Origin of the sequence: Anaerosacchariphilus hominis (assembly GCF_014290175.1) — a bacterium.
GTDB lineage: Bacteria > Bacillota > Clostridia > Lachnospirales > Lachnospiraceae > Laedolimicola > Laedolimicola hominis.
The window spans coordinates 29,931-51,478 of the sequence record NZ_JACOOR010000010.1 but is presented as its reverse complement, the minus strand read 5'-3'; the positions used below and the strand labels follow the sequence as shown (position 1 = coordinate 51,478).

At 49.4% G+C, this 21,548-nt stretch carries 19 protein-coding genes; 13 read left to right on the top strand and 6 right to left on the bottom strand.

The window, feature by feature from the left end; genetic code table 11:
- Positions 1-14: 14 nt before the first annotated feature.
- The 10 genes from H8S44_RS14955 to H8S44_RS14910 all read left to right on the top strand — a co-directional run bounded on the left by H8S44_RS14955 (position 15) and on the right by H8S44_RS14910 (position 11,302).
- Complete coding sequence (locus tag H8S44_RS14955) at positions 15-1,277, top strand: YidC/Oxa1 family membrane protein insertase (RefSeq protein ID WP_186873993.1); 1,263 nt, start codon at positions 15-17, stop codon at positions 1,275-1,277.
- Between the two features lie 16 nt (positions 1,278-1,293).
- Positions 1,294-2,289, top strand: coding sequence for an RNA-binding cell elongation regulator Jag/EloR (gene jag / locus H8S44_RS14950; RefSeq protein WP_186873992.1), 996 nt, complete (start codon positions 1,294-1,296; stop codon positions 2,287-2,289).
- A gap of 49 nt (positions 2,290-2,338) precedes the next feature.
- Entirely contained in the window at positions 2,339-3,718 is a 1,380-nt protein-coding gene (gene mnmE / locus H8S44_RS14945; RefSeq protein ID WP_186873991.1) for a tRNA uridine-5-carboxymethylaminomethyl(34) synthesis GTPase MnmE, read from the top strand.
- 16 nt (positions 3,719-3,734) lie between these two features.
- Positions 3,735-5,618, top strand: a complete 1,884-nt coding sequence (gene mnmG, locus H8S44_RS14940) for a tRNA uridine-5-carboxymethylaminomethyl(34) synthesis enzyme MnmG (protein WP_186873990.1) — start codon at positions 3,735-3,737, stop codon at positions 5,616-5,618.
- Between the two features lie 97 nt (positions 5,619-5,715).
- Positions 5,716-6,435, top strand: coding sequence for a 16S rRNA (guanine(527)-N(7))-methyltransferase RsmG (gene rsmG, locus H8S44_RS14935; RefSeq protein ID WP_186873989.1), 720 nt, complete (start codon positions 5,716-5,718; stop codon positions 6,433-6,435).
- 306 nt (positions 6,436-6,741) lie between these two features.
- Positions 6,742-7,509, top strand: coding sequence for a ParA family protein (locus tag H8S44_RS14930; protein WP_186873988.1), 768 nt, complete (start codon positions 6,742-6,744; stop codon positions 7,507-7,509).
- Position 7,510: 1 nt separating this feature from the next.
- A complete protein-coding gene (locus tag H8S44_RS14925; protein WP_186873987.1) occupies positions 7,511-8,413 on the top strand; it encodes a ParB/RepB/Spo0J family partition protein in 903 nt (300 codons plus the stop codon).
- Positions 8,414-8,439: 26 nt separating this feature from the next.
- Complete coding sequence (locus H8S44_RS14920; RefSeq protein WP_186873986.1) at positions 8,440-8,952, top strand: DUF4446 family protein; 513 nt, start codon at positions 8,440-8,442, stop codon at positions 8,950-8,952.
- Positions 8,953-9,028: 76 nt separating this feature from the next.
- Entirely contained in the window at positions 9,029-10,306 is a 1,278-nt protein-coding gene (gene serS / locus H8S44_RS14915; protein ID WP_186873985.1) for a serine--tRNA ligase, read from the top strand.
- Between the two features lie 117 nt (positions 10,307-10,423).
- Positions 10,424-11,302 carry a DUF3881 family protein gene (locus H8S44_RS14910; RefSeq protein WP_186873984.1) on the top strand — a complete coding sequence of 293 codons (879 nt, stop codon included), beginning with the start codon at positions 10,424-10,426 and terminating at the stop codon, positions 11,300-11,302.
- Between the two features lie 386 nt (positions 11,303-11,688).
- Here H8S44_RS14910 and H8S44_RS14905 read toward each other — a convergent pair whose 3' ends face one another.
- Positions 11,689-12,162, bottom strand: coding sequence for an LURP-one-related/scramblase family protein (locus H8S44_RS14905; RefSeq protein ID WP_186873983.1), 474 nt, complete (start codon positions 12,160-12,162; stop codon positions 11,689-11,691).
- A gap of 211 nt (positions 12,163-12,373) precedes the next feature.
- Here H8S44_RS14905 and H8S44_RS14900 point away from each other — a divergent pair, with 211 nt between their 5' ends.
- From H8S44_RS14900 to H8S44_RS14890, 3 genes are all read left to right on the top strand, one after another.
- On the top strand, positions 12,374-13,213 hold the full coding sequence (locus H8S44_RS14900) for a TrmH family RNA methyltransferase (protein ID WP_186873982.1): 840 nt from the start codon (positions 12,374-12,376) through the stop codon (positions 13,211-13,213).
- A 97-nt stretch (positions 13,214-13,310) separates the two neighbouring features.
- Positions 13,311-14,837 carry a Y-family DNA polymerase gene (locus H8S44_RS14895; protein ID WP_186873981.1) on the top strand — a complete coding sequence of 509 codons (1,527 nt, stop codon included), beginning with the start codon at positions 13,311-13,313 and terminating at the stop codon, positions 14,835-14,837.
- Positions 14,834-15,244 (top strand): hypothetical protein, encoded by a 411-nt coding sequence (locus H8S44_RS14890; protein WP_186873980.1) that lies wholly within the window; start codon positions 14,834-14,836, stop codon positions 15,242-15,244. Before H8S44_RS14895 ends, H8S44_RS14890 begins: the two co-directional genes overlap by 4 nt.
- Positions 15,245-15,259: 15 nt before the next feature.
- On the opposite strand, the gene H8S44_RS14885 is transcribed toward H8S44_RS14890, so the two are convergent.
- From H8S44_RS14885 to H8S44_RS14865, 5 genes are all read right to left on the bottom strand, one after another.
- The gene (locus tag H8S44_RS14885; RefSeq protein WP_186873979.1) at positions 15,260-16,210 is read right to left on the bottom strand and encodes a class B sortase; all 951 of its coding nucleotides are present in this window, start codon (positions 16,208-16,210) and stop codon (positions 15,260-15,262) included.
- Positions 16,200-16,967, bottom strand: coding sequence for a hypothetical protein (locus tag H8S44_RS14880; protein ID WP_186873978.1), 768 nt, complete (start codon positions 16,965-16,967; stop codon positions 16,200-16,202). The genes H8S44_RS14885 and H8S44_RS14880 overlap by 11 nt, the downstream gene beginning before the upstream one ends.
- A gap of 54 nt (positions 16,968-17,021) precedes the next feature.
- Entirely contained in the window at positions 17,022-18,335 is a 1,314-nt protein-coding gene (locus H8S44_RS14875; protein ID WP_186873977.1) for an ArnT family glycosyltransferase, read from the bottom strand.
- A 15-nt stretch (positions 18,336-18,350) separates the two neighbouring features.
- Positions 18,351-20,663, bottom strand: coding sequence for a phospholipid carrier-dependent glycosyltransferase (locus tag H8S44_RS14870; protein ID WP_186873976.1), 2,313 nt, complete (start codon positions 20,661-20,663; stop codon positions 18,351-18,353).
- Between the two features lie 130 nt (positions 20,664-20,793).
- Positions 20,794-21,546 carry a hypothetical protein gene (locus H8S44_RS14865; protein WP_186873975.1) on the bottom strand — a complete coding sequence of 251 codons (753 nt, stop codon included), beginning with the start codon at positions 21,544-21,546 and terminating at the stop codon, positions 20,794-20,796.
- Between the last annotated feature and the right edge of the window lie 2 nt (positions 21,547-21,548).

Sequence of the window (21,548 nt, the reverse complement as noted above, 5' to 3'; positions counted from 1 at the left end):
GGAGGATTAATTCATTGACAGGTTTGTTATTAACCCGGAATACGACACCGATTTTAAGTCAGTTCGCGGCGATTCTTGGCTGGCTGATTGAGAAAATCTTTGATCTGCTGTATTCCATGGGACAGCCCAACGTGGGACTGGCTATTATTTTATTTACTATCGTTGTGTACACTCTGATGATTCCGCTTACCTATAAGCAGCAGAAGTTTTCCAGGATGTCTGTTCGGATGAATCCGGAGATTCAGGCTATTCAGAAGAAGTATAAGGGCAAACAGGATCAGGTATCCATGATGAAGATGCAGGATGAGATGAAGGCTGTATACGCAAAATATGGTACATCTCAGACAGGAAGCTGCCTGCCGATGCTGATTCAGCTGCCGGTATTGTTGGCCGTATACCGGGTGGTATACGCAATTCCGGCTTATGTGGATAAGGTAAAGATGGCTTACTATCCGCTGGTTACGGAGCTGATGAACAGCAAGGGTGCCCAGGACATTATCATGGGCCTGAAGAGTGCGACCCAGTTCAAAAAACAGGGATTTACCGAGAATACCATCATCGACGTACTGAATAAGGCATCTACCGCAGAGTGGGACAGTGTAGCAGCCGCATTCCCGGATCTGAGCTCTGTCATTGATAGCGCGCGGAATACCCTGGACGGTTTTAATAACTTTTTAGGACTGAATATCGCCAATTCCCCCTGGTACAGCGCAAAGCAGTATCTGGGCGAGCATAACTATCTGTTTCTGATCGCGGCTATCGCGATTCCGGTACTGGCAGGTCTGACCCAGTGGATAAGCGTTCGTCTGATGCCCCAGGCAGCAGCCAACGCAAATGGCGACGACTCCAATAACGAGATGATGCAGTCCATGAAGGCTATGAACAACTTCATGCCGCTGATGTCCGTATACTTCTGTGCGGTCCTTCCCGTAGGTGTGGGCTTGTACTGGGTTATGAGCGGCGTGGTTCGTACGGTTCAACAGTTGGTAATTAACAAATATCTGTCCAAGATGGATATTGACGAAGAGATTAAGAAGAATATTGAAAAATATAACCGGAAACGGGAAAAGGACGGACTTCCGCCGGAAAAATTGAACAATGTGGCAAGAACCAGCGCGAAGACCGTAAATACCAAAAAGCACGAAATGACTCCGGAAGAGCGTGCAAAGCAGATCAAGGATTCTACAGAGTTCTATAAGAATACCGAGGCGAAGCCGGGAAGTCTTGCTGCTAAGGCCAGAATGGTAGAGCAGTATAATGAAAAGACAAAGAAATAAGTAACGGGGGGTCCATATGGAAAGTATTGAGGTTTCTGCAAAAACAATAGAAGATGCGGTTCTCGAAGCAGCCATTCAGCTTGGAACCACAAGAGATAAGGTAGCTTATGAAGTGATTATGCAGCCCAGCTCTGGTTTTCTTGGAATCGGAGGCAGAAAAGCTGTGATCCGGGCTCATCAGAAGTCTGAGGAAGAGGTAGAGGCGAAGCTGAAGGCCGACAGGGAGATGGAGAAGCTCCTGGAGCGTGTCAATGAGAAGTCTCAGAAGACTTCTGAACCGGAGAAGAAGGAGCAGCCGAAAAGGGAAAAAGAAGCAGCTCCGAAGAATGTGGCAAAGGCTGAGAAGCCTGCGGCGCCGAAGAGTGAAGCACCCAGACAGCCGAAGCCGGAAAAGCCGGTACGGAAAGAGGAAAAGAAGCCGGCTCCCGTAAAGGAAGCAGAGCCGAAGGCAGAGAAGCCTGCAGCCCCGGCAGAACCGGTGGATACCACACAGGTGGAGAAGTTCCTTCAGGATGTATTTGAAGCCATGGAGATGAAGGTGGAGATTAAGATCACGCAGAATCCCCAGGATAGAGAGATGAATATCACGCTGGATGGCGGTGATATGGGCGTTCTGATCGGCAAGAGAGGTCAGACTCTGGATTCTCTCCAGTATCTTTCCAGCCTGGTGGTGAATAAAAGCACCGAAGATTATATCCGTGTAAAGGTGGATACTGAGAATTACCGTGAGCGTAGAAAGGCGACGCTGGAGAATCTGGCGAAGAATATTGCGCAGAAGGTAAAGAGAACCAGAAAGCCGGTATCTCTGGAGCCCATGAATCCTTATGAGAGAAGAGTGATTCATTCCGCCCTGCAGAATGACAAGTTTGTGTGCACCCACAGCGAGGGAGAGGAGCCTTACCGCCGGGTGGTGGTTACCTTAAAGGAAGGCGTAAAGCTGGACAACTATGGTAACCGTAATAACAGAGGACGTTATAACCGTAATTATAATAATAAGAAAAAGGAACGCTAAGGCGTTCCTTTTTCTCTAAACGGAAGTAAATAAACGGAGATCAGAAAAGATGATTCATACAGATACCATTGCGGCAGCTGCAACGGCCATGGGGAGCGCCGGAATCGGAATTATCCGAATCAGCGGCCCGGAGGCCTTTGCAGTACTGGAAAAAGTATTTCGGCCGAAAAATGAGAAGAAAGTCATGAGGGAACAGTCCGGATACACGGTTCATTATGGTATGGCTGTGGATGGAGACCAGGTGCTGGATGAGGTACTGGTGATGTTCATGAGGGGTCCCCACAGCTATACGGCGGAGGATACGGCGGAGATCGACTGTCATGGAGGCCGTTTGGTGATGCAGAAGATTCTGGAAACGGTTCTTAAGAATGGCGCCAGAGCCGCAGAACCGGGGGAGTTTACCAAACGGGCTTTTCTGAACGGACGGATAGATCTGTCCCAGGCAGAGGCGGTCATGGATCTGATTCAGTCGAAAAATGAGATGGCTCTCAGGTCTTCCCTGGCACAGCTGAAGGGTACAGTGCGCGAGAAGATTGGAAGATTGCGCGAAAAAATTCTGTATGAGATGGCCTTTGTGGAAGCGGCTCTGGACGATCCGGAGCATATCAGCCTGGATGGTTACAGGGAAGAGCTTCTGAAAAAGGTGAAGGATATCCAGAAAGAAGTGGAAGAGCTTCTGAAGAGTGCGGACAGTGGAAGGATGCTGAAGGAAGGTATTAAGACTGTGATTCTGGGTAAGCCCAACGCAGGTAAATCCTCTCTTTTGAACGTGCTTCTGGGTGAAGAGCGGGCTATTGTCACAGAAATCGCCGGAACCACCCGGGATGTGCTGGAGGAGCAGCTTCAGCTGGGAGAGATTTCTCTGCAGCTTCTGGACACGGCAGGGATCCGTTCCACCGAGGATGTGGTGGAGCAGATTGGAGTGGATCGGGCCAGAAAGCAGGCAGAGGACGCAGATTTGATCCTCTATGTAGCAGACAGCTCCCGGCCGCTGGATGACAGCGACGAGGAGATTCTGAAGCTTCTGGAGGGAAAGAAAGCGTTGGTGCTTTTGAATAAATCCGATCTGGAACCGGTGATTACCCCGGAGTCCATGGAAGAGAAAACCATGCATCCGGTGCTGGTAATTTCCGCAAAGGAAGGAGAGGGAATCCGGGAACTGGAAGAGAAAATCCGGAGTCTCTTTTTCCATGGGGAAGTGGATTTTAATGATGAAGTACTGATTACAAACCTTCGACAGAAGCAGGCTCTGGCAGATGCGGCCGGAAGCCTTAAGATGGTGATGGAAAGCATCGAGAGCGGAATGCCGGAGGATTTCTTTACCATTGATTTGAAAGATGCCTATCTGTCTCTGGGCTTTATCATAGGAGAAGAGATAGGTGACGATTTGGCAAAAGAAATATTTGGAAAATTCTGTATGGGAAAATAAGTAATAGGTGACGTATATGAAGAACGTGTATCATGAGAAGTGTCAGGTAGTTGTGGTGGGTGCCGGACACGCCGGCTGTGAAGCCGCCCTTGCCTGTGCAAGGATGGGACTGGAAACCATTATCTTTACGGTGAGCGTGGACAGTATTGCGCTGATGCCCTGTAATCCGAATATCGGAGGTAGTTCCAAGGGCCATCTGGTCCGGGAAGTGGATGCCCTGGGCGGTGAGATGGGAAAAAATATTGATCGAACCTTTATTCAGTCGAAAATGCTGAATGTGTCCAAGGGACCGGCGGTACATTCTTTGCGGGCTCAGGCGGACAAGGCAGAATACAGCCGCAGTATGCGGCGGGTACTGGAGAATACGGATCATCTGTCCATCGTGCAGGCTGAGGTGGCGGAGATTCTGGCAGAGGATGGAGTGGTAAAGGGTGTAAAGACCACTTCAGGAGCTGTCTATGAATCTGAAGCAGTGGTGCTTTGTACCGGTACTTATCTCCGGGCCAGATGTATCTACGGGGATATCAGCAATTACACAGGCCCCAACGGGCTGCAGGCAGCGACCCATCTGACGGACTCCCTGAAAAGTCTGGGAATTCAGATGTACCGTTTTAAGACAGGAACTCCGGCCCGGATTGATAAACGATCTGTAGATTTCAGTAAGATGCAGGAACAATTTGGAGATGAACGGATTGTGCCCTTTTCCTTTACTACAGATCCGGAGGAGATTCAGAAGCCACAGATTTCCTGCTGGCTGACCTATACCAATGAGGAAACCCATAAGATTATCCGGGATAATCTGGATCGTTCGCCCCTGTATTCCGGTATGATCGAGGGAACGGGGCCCCGTTATTGCCCATCTATTGAGGATAAGGTGGTTCGATTTGCGGATAAGAACCGACATCAGGTGTTTATTGAGCCGGAGGGACTGTATACGAACGAAATGTATGTGGGCGGCATGTCCAGCTCTCTGCCGGAAGACGTGCAGCATGCCATGTACTCTTCGGTGGCAGGACTGGAACATGTGAAGATTGTAAGAAATGCTTACGCTATCGAGTATGACTGTATCGATGCCCGGCAGCTGTATCCCAGTTTGGAGTTTCGAAAAATTCATGGTTTGTTCAGTGGAGGACAGTTCAATGGCAGCTCCGGTTATGAGGAGGCGGCGGCCCAGGGACTTATCGCAGGAATCAACGCGGGGCGCAGTGTGCTGAAGAAGGAGCCGCTGGTGCTGGATCGTTCCCAGGCCTATATCGGAGTTCTGATCGATGATCTGGTGACTAAGGAGAACCGTGAGCCCTATCGAATGATGACGTCCCGTGCCGAATATCGTCTGCTTTTACGGCAGGATAATGCGGATCTGCGTCTGACGAAGATCGGTTATGAGATAGGACTGATCTCCGAAGAAAGATATCAGGGTCTGCTGGAGAAGGAGCGACAGATCGAGAAAGAAATTCAGAGAGTAGAAAAGGTTTTTCTGGGAACTTCTGACGAGGTGCAGGAGCTTTTGAGTGAATACGAGAGTACTCCTTTGAATTCGGGAATCTCTCTGGCGGAGCTGATCAAGCGTCCGGAGCTGAGCTACGAGATCGTGGCGTCTTTGGATCCGAAACGTCCGGAGCTGTTGCGGGGCGTGGCGGAGCAGGTGAATATCCGCCTGAAGTATGACGGTTATATTCAGCGGCAGAAAAAGCAGGTGGAGCAGTTTAAAAAGCTGGAGAATAAGAAGCTTCCGGAGGGGCTTGACTATGATGAGGTGCCCAGCCTCCGGACGGAAGCAAGACAGAAGTTAAAGGCAGTTCATCCGATATCTATCGGACAGGCGTCCAGAATCTCAGGCGTGTCTCCGGCGGATATTTCCGTGCTGCTGGTATGGTTGGAGCAAAAGAGAAGTTCCTGATGAGCTCACGGCGAGATCAGAATGTGGGATAGAAGTTGGAACAGAAATTGGGATAAAAGTATTGTTGATTTGATAGAAGTGGTAAAAGGATTTGAGAATGGATAGAAGAGGGTATATTAAAACAGAGTTTTCTAAGATTCAGATAGAACTCAGTGATAAGCAGACAGCTCAGTTTGAACAGTATTATGAAATGCTCATCGCAAAGAATGAAGTGATGAATCTGACGGCCATCACAGAGTTTGAGGAGGTCGTACAGAAGCATTTTATTGACAGTGTGATGATTAAGGATCTGCGTATTCCCATAGAGGGAGAGCGGTGGATCGATGTGGGAACCGGAGCGGGATTCCCGGGAGTTCCGTTGAAGATTGTATTCCCGCAACTGAAAGTGACGCTTTTGGATTCTCTGAATAAGCGAGTGAAGTTTCTACAGGAAGTGGTGAACGCTCTGGGACTGGAGCATGTAGAAGCAGTTCATGGCCGGGCGGAGGAGTTTGCAAAGAAGGCGGAGTATAGGGAACAGTTTGATTGTTGTGTTTCCCGGGCGGTGGCGAATCTGGCATCCCTTTCAGAGTATTGTCTGCCTTTTGTGAAGGTGGGTGGTGCTTTTGTACCTTATAAATCCGGAAAGATTCAGGAGGAGATCGAAGCAGCCGGAAGAGCGGTGGAGATCCTGGGTGGTACTGTTCGGGAAATGAAGGAATTTGTGCTGCCGGGAACGGATATGTATCGGTGTCTTTTGGAGATTGAGAAGGTAAAGAGTACGGCGAAGCGGTATCCGCGGAAGGCGGGGATGCCTACGAAGGAGCCCTTGCATTAGTACCAGGGAAAATATAAGATGGACGAAATGGGATAGTGTAATGAATGGAAGTGAGATGTTTCACGTGAAACATTAAAAGAAGCTGGGATGTAGAAGTACACCCCAGCTTCTTTTGAGGCAGGTAGTATAGTAAAAGATTATATGTGCTTATTTTGCCATCCAATCGCTCCCATCAAAATTAACGATATATTAATAAAAATCCCGCCACTTCATATAGCAATCAAATAAATCCTATGCTATAATAAATATCAACACGATCAAAATGTTTCACGTGAAACATCCCATATAAAAAAGGAGACACCAACCATGGGAAGAATCATAGCAGTAGCAAACCAAAAAGGTGGAGTAGGCAAAACCACCACTGCTATTAACCTATCAGCGGCCCTTGCCGAAAAAGGTAAAAAAGTTCTGCTCATAGACCTCGATCCCCAGGGCAACGCCACCAGCGGCGTAGGAGTAGAAAAAAATCAGGTAGAAAACACCGTATACGATCTAATTCTTGGCGAAACCGATATCCACGATTGTATCGAATACACCGAATTTGAAAACCTCCACCTGATAGCCTCCAACGTAGATCTGGCGGCCGCAGAGATCGAACTGATAGGCATCGCAGAAAAAGAATTCATCATCAAAAAAGCAGTAGAAAAAATACGGGACAGATACGACTTCATCCTAATCGATTGTCCCCCATCCCTGAATCTGCTGACCATCAATGCCATGACCACAGCAGACACAGTCCTGGTTCCCATTCAGTGCGAATACTATGCGTTGGAAGGCCTGAGCCAGCTGATACATACCATCAACCTGGTACGGGAGCGCCTGAACCCCTATCTGGATATCGAAGGTATTGTATTCACTATGTACGACGCCCGTACAAACCTTTCCCTTCAGGTAGTAGAAAATGTTCGTGCCAATGTAAAACAGAGGGTATACAGCACCATCATACCGCGAAATGTCCGTCTGGCCGAAGCCCCCAGTCATGGATATCCGATCACCATATATGATTCCAAATCCGCAGGGGCAGAGAGCTATCGGGCACTGGCTGATGAAGTAATAAACAGGGAGGATTCATAAAATGGCTGCAAGAAAAGGCGGTCTTGGAAAAGGATTGGACAGTCTGATTCCGGAGACCATAAAAGCGGTGCCACAGGAGAAAGCAAAAGTTGTAGAAAAAGTAGTTGAGAAAGTCGTGGAGAAACCGGTGGAGATGAAAGTAAAAATCTCCAAGGTAGGACCAAACAAAGATCAGCCCAGAAAACAGTTCGATGAAGATTCCCTCATGGAGTTGGCGGATTCTATCAAACAGTTCGGTATCATACAGCCGCTGGTAGTACAGGAGAAAAATGGCTTTTATGAGATCATTGCCGGCGAACGTCGATGGAGGGCCGCAAAGATAGCCGGTCTGAAAGAAGTCCCGGTTATTATAAAAAAATATACTGATCTGGAAATCATGGAGATCTCCCTGATCGAGAATATTCAAAGAGAGAACCTGAACCCCATAGAAGAAGCCATGGCTTACAAGCGCCTGTTGAATGAGTTCAATCTGAAACAGGATGAAGTGGCGGAGCGGGTATCCAAGAGCCGTGCGGCGGTTACCAACTCCATGCGTCTGTTGAAGTTGGATGAGAGAGTACAGCAGATGGTGATCGATGATATGCTTACCACCGGACATGCCCGGGCTCTGTTGGGAATCGAAGATCCGGATCTGCAGGCAGCCACAGCCACAAGAGTTTTTGATGAAAAACTGAGCGTGCGGGAAGTGGAGAAGCTGGTAAAGCAGATCCAGGAAGGTAAAAAGACAAAAAAGCAGGACAACGTCGTTCAGGACTTTATTTACACCGACCTGGAAGAAAAAATGAAGGCGGTCATGGGAACCAAGGTATCCATCAAGCAGAAAGCAAAAGGAAAAGGAAAAATCGAGATCGAGTATTATTCCAGCGATGATTTGGAACGAATCATTGAAATGATTACAAAATAGAAGAACAGACAGAGGAGGAATAGAAAATGAGTCCGATTTTGGAATACGTGTATCAGGCAACGGGAATTGATACAGTTTATATCCTGGCAGGAATGCTGGTGCTGATCCTGATTCTTTTCATTCTTGCGATTGTGACGTTATGTAAACTGAAAAAGCTTCATCGAAAGCTGGATCGCTACATGAGAGGAAAGGATGCGGAGAGTCTGGAGGATACCATTCTGTCCTGCATTGAGAAAACTGAGAAGGTAGACCAGATGAATCAGATGCTTCGGGAAGATATCATTGGTCTTCGTAAAAACCAGAAGATTACCTATCAGAAAATGGGAATGGTAAAGTATAACGCATTCCGGGAAATGAGCGGAGATTTGAGTTATGCACTGGCATTGCTGGATCAGGGAAATAATGGGTTCCTACTGAACTCTGTTTACGGAAATGAGGGAGGATATTCCTACATTAAGGAGATTAAGAACGGAGAGAGCGAGATCCTTCTTTCCGAAGAGGAACAGCAGGCGCTGGATAAAGCAAAAAGCCAGTCTTGAAAAATAGTTCAGAGTATTATATGATAAAGTGAGCATTAATCAGTTAAAGTATCGAAAGCAGTAAAGGAGAAAAATCATGCTGGATATAAAATTTGTAAGAGAAAACCCGGAAATCGTAAAACAGAACATTCGTAATAAATTCCAGGACCAGAAGCTGGGCCTGGTGGACGAAGTCATTGAGCTGGATGCCCAGAAGAGAGCCGCACAGCAGGAGGCAGATAATCTTCGTGCAGAGCGTAACAAGCTTTCTAAGCAGATCGGCGCGCTGATGGGTCAGGGCAAGAAGGAAGAGGCAGAAGAGGTTAAGAAGCAGGTAGCCGCAGAGGCAGATCGTCTGGCAGAGCTTTCCGAGAAAGAGAAGGAGCTGGATGAGAAGATCCTAAAGGATATGATGACCATTCCGAACATCATTGATCCGAGTGTACCGATCGGTAAAGACGACAGCGAGAACGTAGAAGTTCAGCGTTACGGCGAGCCGGTGGTTCCGGATTTTGAGATTCCGTACCATACGGAGATTATGGAGCGTTTTAACGGCATCGACCTGGACAGCGCGAGAAAGGTAGCCGGAAATGGTTTCTATTATCTGATGGGCGATATCGCGAGACTGCATTCCGCAGTACTGGCTTATGCCCGTGACTTCATGATTAACAGAGGCTTCACTTACTGCGTACCGCCTTTCATGATCCGCAGCAATGTGGTTACCGGCGTTATGAGCTTCGCAGAGATGGACGCCATGATGTATAAGATCGAGGGCGAGGACCTGTATCTGATCGGAACCAGCGAGCATTCCATGATCGGTAAGTTCATCGACAGCATTCTTCAGAAGGATGAGCTGCCGAAGACCCTGACCAGCTATTCACCCTGCTTCCGTAAGGAGAAGGGCGCACACGGCCTGGAGGAGAGAGGCGTATACCGGATCCACCAGTTTGAGAAGCAGGAAATGATCGTAGTCTGCGAGCCCGAGGACAGCAAGATGTGGTTTGATCGTCTGTGGCAGAATACCGTTGACTTGTTCCGTTCCATGGATATTCCGGTTCGTACTCTGGAGTGCTGCTCCGGCGACCTGGCTGACCTGAAGGTGAAGTCTGTGGACGTGGAAGCATGGTCTCCCCGTCAGAAGAAGTACTTCGAGGTAGGAAGCTGCTCCAATCTGGGCGACGCGCAGGCACGCCGTCTGAAAATCCGTATCAACGGGGAAAAGGGCAAGTATTTCGCGCATACATTAAATAATACCGTAGTTGCTCCGCCGCGTATGCTGATCGCGTTCCTGGAGAATAATCTGCAGGCAGACGGAAGCGTTCGTATTCCGGAGGCGCTGCAGCCGTACATGGGCGGTATGAAAGAGATTCGGTAATAATTCCATATAGCGTAAAGCAGTCAAAATAATCTATCCACAATTTCCATAAGTTGTCCACAAAAGTGGATAACTTTGTGGAGATGTGGATAATTGATCCCGAAGGAGGTGAATACAGTGCATGAATATTTAAGAGCGGTTGGCTTTAGCCGTATCCAAACAAAAGAGGAGCTGAGTCAGCTTCTGCATTTAACAGAGGAGAGCTATCAGAGTGAAAAAACTTCCGGGAATTATAATGGCCATGAATTTTCCGAGCGGAAGAAGGAATTTGCGCCGGGAATGGGTCTGATGCTCCGGGGAGAGTACGATGAAAAAGGAGAATATCAGAGAGATTATTATTTTCCTTATTTTCAGGGAACGCAGGAAAAGTTCTATGATAATATCACCATCGAGCGCCATGCGGAGAAGGAGTCCTATGCGGGAGTCTGCGATGATCTGGCCATGGGCGTGACCATCATTTTCTATGTGCAGAATGTGGCGGATTTTCTCAGTGAGCGCCGTCTGAATCAGTTGTCTTCCTGCACTGTGACACTGAGATTTGCGGGCCTGTCCACAGACGGAAGGATTCTGCTTCCGGTAGCGAAGAATCTGACAGATGAGGAGAATAAAGAGGCGATTCTGCAGAGAACAAAGCTTTTGAAGGCTGCCCGCGAGGGGGATGAGGAGGCCATCGAAAATTTGACGCTGGAGGATATGGATACCTATTCCATGATTTCCAGACGAATCGCCAACGAGGACGTATTCTCGATCGTTTCCACGTATTTCATGCCTTATGGTGTGGAGTGTGATCATTATAATGTGCTTGGAGAGATTCTGGAGTGCAGACTGGTGGAGAACAGCTGCACCGGAGAATGGATTTACATCCTGACCATCGAAAGTCATGACCTGGTATTTGAGGTCTGCATTAACCGGGAAGATCTTTTGGGTGAACCTGCCGTAGGCCGTCGATTCAAGGGTGTGGTCTGGATGCAGGGCGAAGTGATTTTTCACAGCTAAAACAGAACAGGATTTCAGAGTTGAGGTGCTTCCTTATCCGGGTGGATAGGGGAGCATTTTTATATAAAAGAAATGCCTGTAATAGAAAATATATAATTGATAAAATATTCCAAATAAACTATACTAAAACTATTCTAAGGTAAGATTGTTTCAGAGCTTTGGACTATAAGAAATCCCGGGGATGTCAGATTCCCCGGGTTTTTTTGCTCTATAGGAAATACCGTGTCACGTTAAAGCACGAAAGTTATGCTTCCTATAGAGCAAAAAACCCTCCGTGGGGATGCGCACTCAGCGCAGTGGTAGATGGTTGCCAAAGCAACCGCGCCTCGGCGTGAGAATGTGCCAACGGCACATTCTTTTTTATTGGTCATTTTGGAGAGAGTGGATTAATTTCCATCCGTACAATTCGCTGCATCAATGGCGATCACCAGCATCATTCCCATCAGCTCGTCCGCCGGATTGGTGAAGTCGATGACGTAGGTGTCACCCCAGTGGAAGAACTCCTTGGTGATGTGGATGACGGGGCAGCAGCTGTCGTAGACGTCGTAGTTCCAGCCGAGAAAATCGCCTTCCACGCGCCAGCCGTTGCAATCAATTTCATATTTGGGCTTCAGAAAGGAAAACTTCTTCTGGATACGGCCCACGGTCTGGCCATTGAGCTCGATGTCAAAGGCGGGAAGCATGGAGAGGAGCTTCTGTTTGATGAGACCGATTTCGTTGTGATTGGTGTCATAGACGTGGAGCCGGTGGCCCAGGGATAGAAATTCCGCTTTTACAAAGTAGCGGACAGTTTCATTTTCGTCATAAATGTCGTAAGTGTCAGACCAGGAAAAGACGCGCTGTTTGATCAGTAATTTCATAGGAAAGGCCCTCCTTTGTACAGTTACTATTCTGCTCTCAGTATATCAAACTCCCACCGTTTCTGCTATAATATCTGCTATAATAAAAGAAAAAGGCTGTGGAAATCCTTCTGGTAATGTTGAAAAAAGTTCCTTGCTATGGCGAAAATGTGGATAACAGATGGGAGCAAAAAAAGAATTTCCACGGCAGAAAAAAGAAAAGGAAACGAATATGTTAAAAAGCATAGAAATTACAGATTTTCAGGCTCCGGAGCTGGATGTGTATGCCCGGACCAGTGAAAACCAGCTGGTGAACCGGGCCAATCCGGCAGAGGGAATGTTCATTGCCGAGAGTCCCCGGGTTATCGAGCGTGCGCTGGACGCAGGCTTTCAGCCGGTGTCCTGCCTGGTGGAGAAGCGGCAGATAGAAGGGGAGGCAAGAGAAATCCTGGAGCGCCTGGGAGAGATTCCGGTATACACAGCGGAAATGGAGGTGTTGGCGCAGATTACAGGTTTTAAACTGACGAGGGGAATGCTCTGCGCCATGTACCGAAAGCCGCTGCCCTCTGTAGAAGAAGTGATCAGGGACGCAAAGCGTATCGCTATTCTGGAAAATGTAGTGAATCCCACCAATGTGGGAGCCATTTTCCGTTCTGCGGCGGCCCTCCATATGGATGCGGTGCTATTGACCTTTGACTGCAGCAACCCCCTTTACCGCAGGGCTGTCCGGGTCAGCATGGGAACCGTGTTTCAAATTCCCTGGACCTTTTTTGAAAAAGAGGAATGGCCGGACGGTGGAATGGACATACTGAGAAAAATGGGATTTCGTACGGCGGCGCTGGCTCTGAAGGATGACTCCGTCAGCATCGATGATCCGCATTTGATGGAGGAAGAAAAGCTGGCGCTGATTCTGGGCACAGAGGGGGATGGTCTGGCGGCAGCTACCATTGCGGACTGTGACTATACTGTAAAGATTCCCATGTCCCACGGAGTGGATTCTCTGAATGTGGCGGCAGCCAGTGCAGTTGCGTTCTGGCAGGTGGGGCAGAAAAATCAGAAAAATCGGGCCTGATTTTAATTTAAAAAAACGAACATTTGTTCTTGAAAAGACGGCGCACCGGGGGTATAATAGGTTATAAGAAAAGGATTTGAACGGGAGGCTGTAGACCTTGGAAAAAGAACATTGCTATCTGGCGATTGATTTAAAGTCCTTCTACGCCTCTGTGGAGTGCCGGGAGCGTGGACTGGATCCCATGACGACGAATCTGGTGGTGGCGGATCGGAGCCGGACGGAGAAAACCATCTGCCTGGCTGTTTCCCCTGCACTGAAGGCTTATGGGATTCCGGGACGCCCCAGACTTTTTGAAGTAGTACAGCGGGTAAAAGAGGTGAATGCAGAACGCAGGCGGCAGGCACCGGGCAGGAGCTTCACAGGAGAGTCCTACGACGCGGAAGAGCTGAAAAAGCACCCGGAGCAGGAGCTTACTTATATTACGGCGGCGCCGCGGATGGCCCATTATATGGAATACAGTACCCGGATTTATCAAGTATATCTGCGGTATATCGCACCGGAGGATATGCATGTCTATTCCATTGATGAGGTGTTCATGGACGTGAGCAGTTATCTGAATACTTATGGCAGGACGCCCCGTGAGCTGGCGGCGGAGATGATTCAGGCAGTCTATCGGGAGACTGGCATCACGGCCACGGCCGGAGTGGGGACGAATCTGTATCTCTGTAAGGTGGCCATGGATATTATGGCTAAACATGTGGAGCCGGATGCGGATGGAATCCGGATTGCAGAGCTGGATGAAAGGTCTTATCGGGAAAAGCTCTGGGGCCATCGGCCGCTGACGGACTTCTGGCGGGTAGGCCGGGGATATGCCCGGAAGCTGGAAGCCCAGGGGCTGTATACCATGGGCGATATCGCTCGCTGTTCGCTGGGAAAGAACTCGGATTACTATAATGAGGAGCTCCTGTATAAAATGTTCGGCATCAATGCGGAGCTTCTGATCGATCACGCCTGGGGCTGGGAACCCTGCACCATTCCGGAGATTCGGGCCTATGAGCCGGAGAATAACAGTATTGTGTCCGGCCAGGTGCTGCAGTGTCCCTATGAATATGAAAAAGCTGCCATGGTCGTACGGGAAATGACGGATTTACTGGCCCTGGATCTGGTAGATAAAGGACTGGTGACCGATCAGATAGTGCTGACCATCGGCTATGACATAGAGAATCTGTCCGATCCGGTCCGGAGAAAACAGTACCGGGGAGAAATCACGACAGATCGCTATGGCAGACAGGTTCCGAGGCACGCCCATGGCACGGAAAATCTGAAGACACCCACTTCATCCTCGGGAGAATTGACAGAAGCAGTCATGACTCTGTACCGTCGTCTGGTGAATCCGGCGTTGCTGATTCGGCGGGTGACAGTCACGGTGAATCATCTGGCGCGGGAAGAGACTGTGAAGAGGAAACAGATCTATGAGCAGTTAGACCTCTTTACCGATTATGAGGCGAAAAGGCGGGAAGAGGAACGCAGGGAAGAAGAGAGGGCGAAGGAGAAAAAGCTTCAGCAGGCCATGCTGGACATTAAGAAAAAGTATGGGAAAAACGCCATCTTGAAAGGTTCGAACCTGCAGGAGGGGGCCACAGCCCGAAGCAGAAACAGTCAGATAGGAGGACATCGTGCATGAAAGTCACACACGCCTATGACGATATCATCGATCTGCCCCATCACCAGTCTTCCGTACATCCCCATATGCCGCTGGCGGATAGGGCGGCTCAGTTTTCGCCTTTTGCGGCCCTGACCGGCCACGAGGCGGCCATTCGGGAGACCGGGAGAGTGACAGAGCGGGAAATGGATTTGGACGAAAATATGCTGGAAGAGCTGGAGGAAAGACTGCACCTGGCAGAGCGCCGGAGTAAAGAGGGAAAGAGCAGCACGTTCACATGGTTTGTGCCCGATGAGCGGAAAAGCGGAGGGGCTTATGTGAGCCGTACTGGAAGAATCCGTAAGGTTAAAGAGCAGGAACGAGTGGTGATTCTGGAAGATCGGACGCGGATACCTGTAGGGAATATCACCGGGATCGATGCAGGATGAGACATTCCGGTACAGTCAGGTAACACGCCGTGCCACCACCACGAAGCGGCCATCTGCCATATGATAAGAGCAACAGGATAGGGTCAGAAATTCATCGCCAAACTGTGCGCTTACACCGGTATCATAGAGAGACAGGGCCTTGATATTCTGATACCAGTTATCAAATTCCTCCTGGGTAGAGGCCCGAAAGAAATCGTAATATTTGAAGACCGGATCGGTGGAACGATAGACCTGGGAGTAAAAGACAGCGATGAGTTCGTATTCCCGCTGCTCATAAAGAGAATCAAAATACAGCAGCCGATGAGCTTTCCCATAAGTTTCATCGGCATATTTTTTCAGTCTGCCGAACATTTCGCCGGACTTCATGGTGTGGCCGTGGATGATGAGATTGGTGGATGGGGCGATGCCATTCCGGTAATCCTGAGCTGCTGTTCCGATTCCGGCCTGGGAGGCGGTATCCAGAATCAGACAGCCGGAAGTGCTGTCCCGCTTTTCAAAGTCCCGGCTCAGGTAATAGGTTTCATCCAGAGGCGTCTGCATGACAGGATAATCGATAATCGTATCCGGGATCCGGAGCCAGCCGATGAGATCCGGGTTCTGTTCATAGAGAGCCTGGTAGATCGGAAGAATGGAGGGCGAATCCGAAGTCTCGGCTGTTTCATCTGCCGCCTCTGTCCTATTTGTGTCACCTGTCTTCGCCAGGGGAGCCAGATCTGTCAGATCTGGGAAAGACGCCGCACTGGAGACGGACTTCTCTTCCTGAAGCTTCTGATATTCTGTCGCTGCTGCAGTCCGGGAGGACTGTTCCTGAAAATGAGCATAGAAAAACAGAGCAAGGCAGACCGACAGGGCCAGGATGCTGATGTTTCGGAGTATCCGGTTTTTTTGAGAAGGACGGCGGAAAAAGCCGTCCTTCTCTTTTGGAATATGAAATAATTTTTCAGGATGAACTCGTTTATTCTGCATGGATTCTCCGTTTTCTCTCAAAGTAGATCACAGCCAATCCGGCAGCGATAGCGAGGATACCGAAAATCTCAGAATACTGTGCCACGCCAGTCTTCGGAACTGCGTCCTGTGCCACAACGGGGCTGTCGGAGATGGAGAAGGTGGTGACAGCCTGGCCGTTCACATAGGTAAGGGTCACTGTGTGGGTGCCATTGGGCATGGAATTCAGATAATCCGCCTTGATGTGAACCTTGGTGCAGCGGGAAGAAGCCGCCTCAGCGGTGATTCCGGTGAAAGCATTCTTCAGAGCGGTGCAGAAGGACTGGAGGAAGGATTCCTGGGCGATAGGACGCTCAGAGTCCGTGATAGAATAGCTAGTTGGCATTGAGGTAGCGGGCGCCCCGGAAGTAGCAGGTGGTGCCGGAGTAGTCTCTACAGGTGCCACTGTAGTTGCCGACGGTTCCTGACTCGGTGCTGCCGTGTCTGATTTCGCCGGTTTGGAAGAATTGGACGCAGCCGCAGTAGAATAGAGAGACGGATCCAAAGCCTGTCCGTTTACCAGAATACCGGTCAGTTCCTCACAGGGAGCCTCTACCAGCAGATCCAGCCCGGAGGAAGAGCCATAAGGATGGTTCACATCTCCACCGGACAGTACCCGGTAAGTGGTACCTGCCGCCTGGGCGGAAAGTCCTTTTGCGGAGAGTGTACAGAAGGTTCCGCCCAGAATCAGAGCAGAAGCCAGTACATAGGAAATGGTTTTACGTGTTTTTGCTTTCATACTAAAAGTCACTCCTTTTTATGATGATAGATTTTACGATTCGCAGCCGGAACGTCAGCACCAGGCCGCGAAGGTGTACATCAAAAAGCTGCATACGGCGTAGAGCAGGAAGGGCAGCCGGACGATGGCAAATCCATAAGCACCTCCTTTCTTCCAGCGTTCGTCTGCGTAAGTTCCGAAAAGACAGCCACCGAGGACTGAGAAAAAGCCCATGTAGCGGTAATCCATGCTGCAGCCGTATGGGTACTTTATGTTAAAGAAAAGAATACTTCCGTAGAATAAGAAGGTCATCAGAAGAAGCTCTTTTCTAAAACGTCCGGAAGGATTACGAAGATTCCAAAGCAGCGCCGCCACAAAGAGAAGGGCCAGCAGAAGAGCGGACCAGAGCAACATCGCCGGAATCAGTCCCGGAACAGAGAAGTGAAACTCTCCAAACAGGGAGCTTTTCAGAAAATACACCGGTACGTTGTAATCGTCAGCAACGACGGCATAGGGGCCGGAAAACAGATTTCGGATATCCACATAAAAAAGACGGGATACCAGGGAATGATCGCCCCGATACAGATAAGAAGTCTTTCCCAGATCCGGCACATAGGTCAGAGGCTGGCGGAAAAGCAGCCAGTTTCGCAGGGCATACCAAAGCCCCAACGGGAGACTGATACAGCCAAAAAGCAGATAATCCTTAAGCAAGCAGAGACGCCGTCGGCAGTCCTTTTCCTGGAACAGCTTCTGAAGAAAGACGAGAGCAGTAAAAGGAACTATCGTGGCGCAGGATATCTTAGTCATGATGCCGAAGCCGTAGAGAAAGGCCAGGGCGAACAGGTATTTCCGGCAGGGCCTCTGCTTCCAGAGCAGGGTAACCAGAAACTCAGCGGTGAGAAAGCAGGTGGTCAGGGCGTCCGGTGTGACACTGCCGGAGTTCAGAATAAAAACCGGGGTGAAGGCCACATAAAGCAGCAGAATCTGTAGCCCGGCCATGGAAAGCCTTAGGGTTTCTCCCAGCTTTTTCACTAAGAAGAGAGTGATACAGGAGGCGGTACAGGATACGATCTGGCCGAAGCTCACCAGCCGGTAAGCACTCAGTCCTGGCATAAGAAGCAGTGAGATCCTGGCCAGTCCGGCGGAGAGCAGATAGTAAAAGGGCTGCTGATAAAACTGAACCGTATTGGTGCGGGGCAGGTGCCCCTCTAACAGATTCAGAATATAGGCCGCGTGTCCCCAGGAATCGGAGCGGATCTCCCAGAAGTCATTGGAACGGATTCCGCAGGGAGTATACAACAGGTAAAAGATCCGGAGGCAGAGTCCGATGCAGAGAATCAGCCGGATAGAGGCGTTTTGTTCTTTTTTTAAGCCTGTAAAAATATTCATGTGTTTTCACACCTCCTACCAGCGGGGCAGCCAGGCCAGCTGACGCACATAGGTTCCGGAGACCGGCAGTCCGGACAGTACCGGGTAGAACAGGGCAAAAAGAGCAAGGCTGAGAGCGCCGGTCAGAACCAGCACCCGGGTCTGGTGACGCTTCAGACGGCTGATTCCGTAGGTGATACAGAAAATCAGAATCAGAGCTGCGCCGAAATATTGATAGATAAATACTGTCCGGTGAATGAAAAGCCAGGGCAGAAGCATGGACAGGTAAAATAAAACCAGCGTGCGTGCCTGCCGATCTCTTCTGTAGCGCCAGCGCAGGATACAGAAAAGAAGCGCCAGAATGCCGCCCCAGGCGATGAGCGGATTTAAAAAGGTTTTCACGATGGACAGCCGTCCGTCAGGAAGAACCGTATAGGAATCCAGAAGAGGAACCCGATCAAGGATCCAGTCATACCATTCAGAAGCATACGGATGTTCAAATACCGTGTGGGCATGATAGCGGAGCATCAGCTGGCCATTGGAAATCACATGCTGCAGCAGGTTCTGCTCCGGATAAACCCGCGTAAAGGGAAGATAGGACAGGGTGTAAATAACTGCCGGAATCACAAGAAAGGAAACCATGCAGATCAGTGTCAGCTGCAAAACCTGTTTTCGGATTCCGGCCTGCTTTCGCAGGGGAAGATACTTTTCAAAAAACCAGAGAAAAAATACCAGGGCGATACCCAGAGCCGCATAAGCGCCGGTCCATTTGGTAGATAACGCACAGGCCAGAGCCAGGCCGCAGAGTGGAAGATAACGCCGTTTTTCCGTGCTGATAAAGCAGTATTGAAAGTAGAAAGCGGCCAGGAGAAAGACGGCCACCGTGATATCGATGGTAGCAATACGCGACAGGGTAAAGTGCTGAAAGCCTGTCATCATAAGAATGGCGGAAAACAGCCCGAAACGCCGCCGTCCTGTGAGCCGCAGCCCCCAGAGATAGGCAAAAGGAATCATCAGGGTGCCGCAGAGTACGTTGACGATGCGCCAGCCGAAGGGATTCATGCCGAACAGGGCGATGCCGCCGGAAATGAGGATTTTCCCCAGGGGCGGATGTGTGTTTTCATAGATGGGAAGTCCGTGAAGGAATTCATAGGCGGTTCGACCGTGATAGACTTCGTCGAACATGGTTTGCTCGTAGAAAGTGGGAGTGCCGGGCCAGAGTGCCTGCTCATCAAAAAGTTCCGGGTACTGAGCCGCATTGGCGGGCAGAACCAGATGGCCATCGGAATCCAGAAGAATCAGCTCCAGAAGCTGGGCCTCATCCTCTTCGGAGCGGAGGCGAAGCTCTGTGAGAGACTGCCCGATATCCACGGAATTCCAGGCAAATGGGGAGGTGAGTGTTTCCTGAGAGGAAGTGACAGCGTCTGTCTTGTTGGCTTTGGAAAAAAATGTAAAATCCCGTTTGGACTCATACCCGAGAAATACGTACACACGGGAAATCGAGACAGACTTCTCAAAGGTAAGCGTGATTTCATCGGTACCCATTTCAGAAGACAGGATGCAGCCGGAGGCAGGAGCCTGGTGGGAGCCGAGCCGGAAGGACAGGAGGGTAAAAGTCAGGACAGTAAGGAGCAGAATGTGGACAATATCCTGTTTCCGGATATGCACCTGTGGAAAATCATCCCGTACACAACCGGATTCCGCAGTGGAACCGACAAAGTCCGAAGGGATTTTATGCAACAAAGCTTCCGGTAAATTTGTCTGATACCTGCAGGAAAGAATAAAAAGAACCAAAGCGGATCCAAGAAGAAACAGTCCCAGACTCAGAGTCATGGGGATTGAATCTACAGAGATCAGCTGCTGAAATGTCTGGTGCTGTTCGCGTACTGCGTACAGGAGCAGGATAGCGCCCGCCTGCAGGATTATCCACGCGGGATAAAAGAAAAACAGGGAGTACTTCTGGTTTTTCAGTTCCTGGATCAGAATCAGAAGAATAAACAGGAGTACCAGATTGCAGAGCAGGAGCAGGGCTTTTCCGTAGCCGAGACAAAGACTCAGAAAGGGCGTGAACAGATAGTGCATCTGCCCATAGGATTTCAACCGGGCTCCATAGATCCGACCCAGAAGAAAGCCCAGCAAAAGAAAGACAGGAAGATCCATCAGAGCCAGAACCAGATAGTTGAACCGGTTCTCCTGCAGAAAAAAGAAAGGCAGAACCCGGAGAAGCAAATAGCAAACCCATACCAGAGAAACTGGGTAAGAAAAGTCACTATCCCCGTTCCTGCGAAAGTAGAAAACGCAATAGAAAATAAAGCCGAGCACGGTATAGGAAATATAAAAGGAAGTCATGGTCATCCCTCCGCAAGCCTTGTCATAGTCTAACCATAGTGTAGCAGAGGAATGAAAAGAGGACACCATCCGAATGGGTAGTTTTTCTATCTTCAAAAAGACGGATGAAATTATCAGATCTGCCTTTTCGCTAGAAAAATGTAAGGAGAGCAAGTAGTAAAAAGGCCACAAGAGTCAAAAGCAGAATGGAGATAAGATCTCGTTTTTCAAGCTGTATCTGTGGAAAAAATCCTGAATCCGAACCAAGGATGAAGCCGGAGTCCGCAGGATCGGGAAGAAGCTTCCGAGGCGTCGCCATCTGGTATCGGTGGCAGATAACATACAGTGTCAGAGCGATTTCCAGCAGAAACAGGCCCAGAACCAGAATCACGGGAAAAGAATCCACAGAGGCCAGCTGCCGGAAGGTCTGGTGTTCCTCGCGGATAGCATAGAGAAGCAGAATCAAGGCAGCCTGAAGAGTGGCCCATGCGGGATAGAATACAAAAAGAGAATACTTCCGATTCTTCAGTTCCCGAACCAGGAGCATGATAATCAGCAGTAAGATCAGATTATGGAACAGGAGCAGAACCTTTCCGTATCCCAGACAAAGGCTCAGAAAAGGCGTAAAAATATAGTGCATCTGTCCATAGGACTTGAGCCTCGATCCATAAAATTTTCCAAGAAAAAGACTGAACAAAAGAAAGATCGGAAGATCCATCAGAGCCAGAGTCAGATACCCCTGGTTTCCCCGCAAAAGTAAGAATGGCAGAAGTCGGATAACCGCGTAGCATCCCCACACAAGAGCAGGCGGATACGAAAACTCCGAATTCACGCTCCTGCAGGAATAAAAGATGCTGTAAAAAAGAAAACCGATCACGGTGTAAGAAATGAAAAAAGAAGTCACTG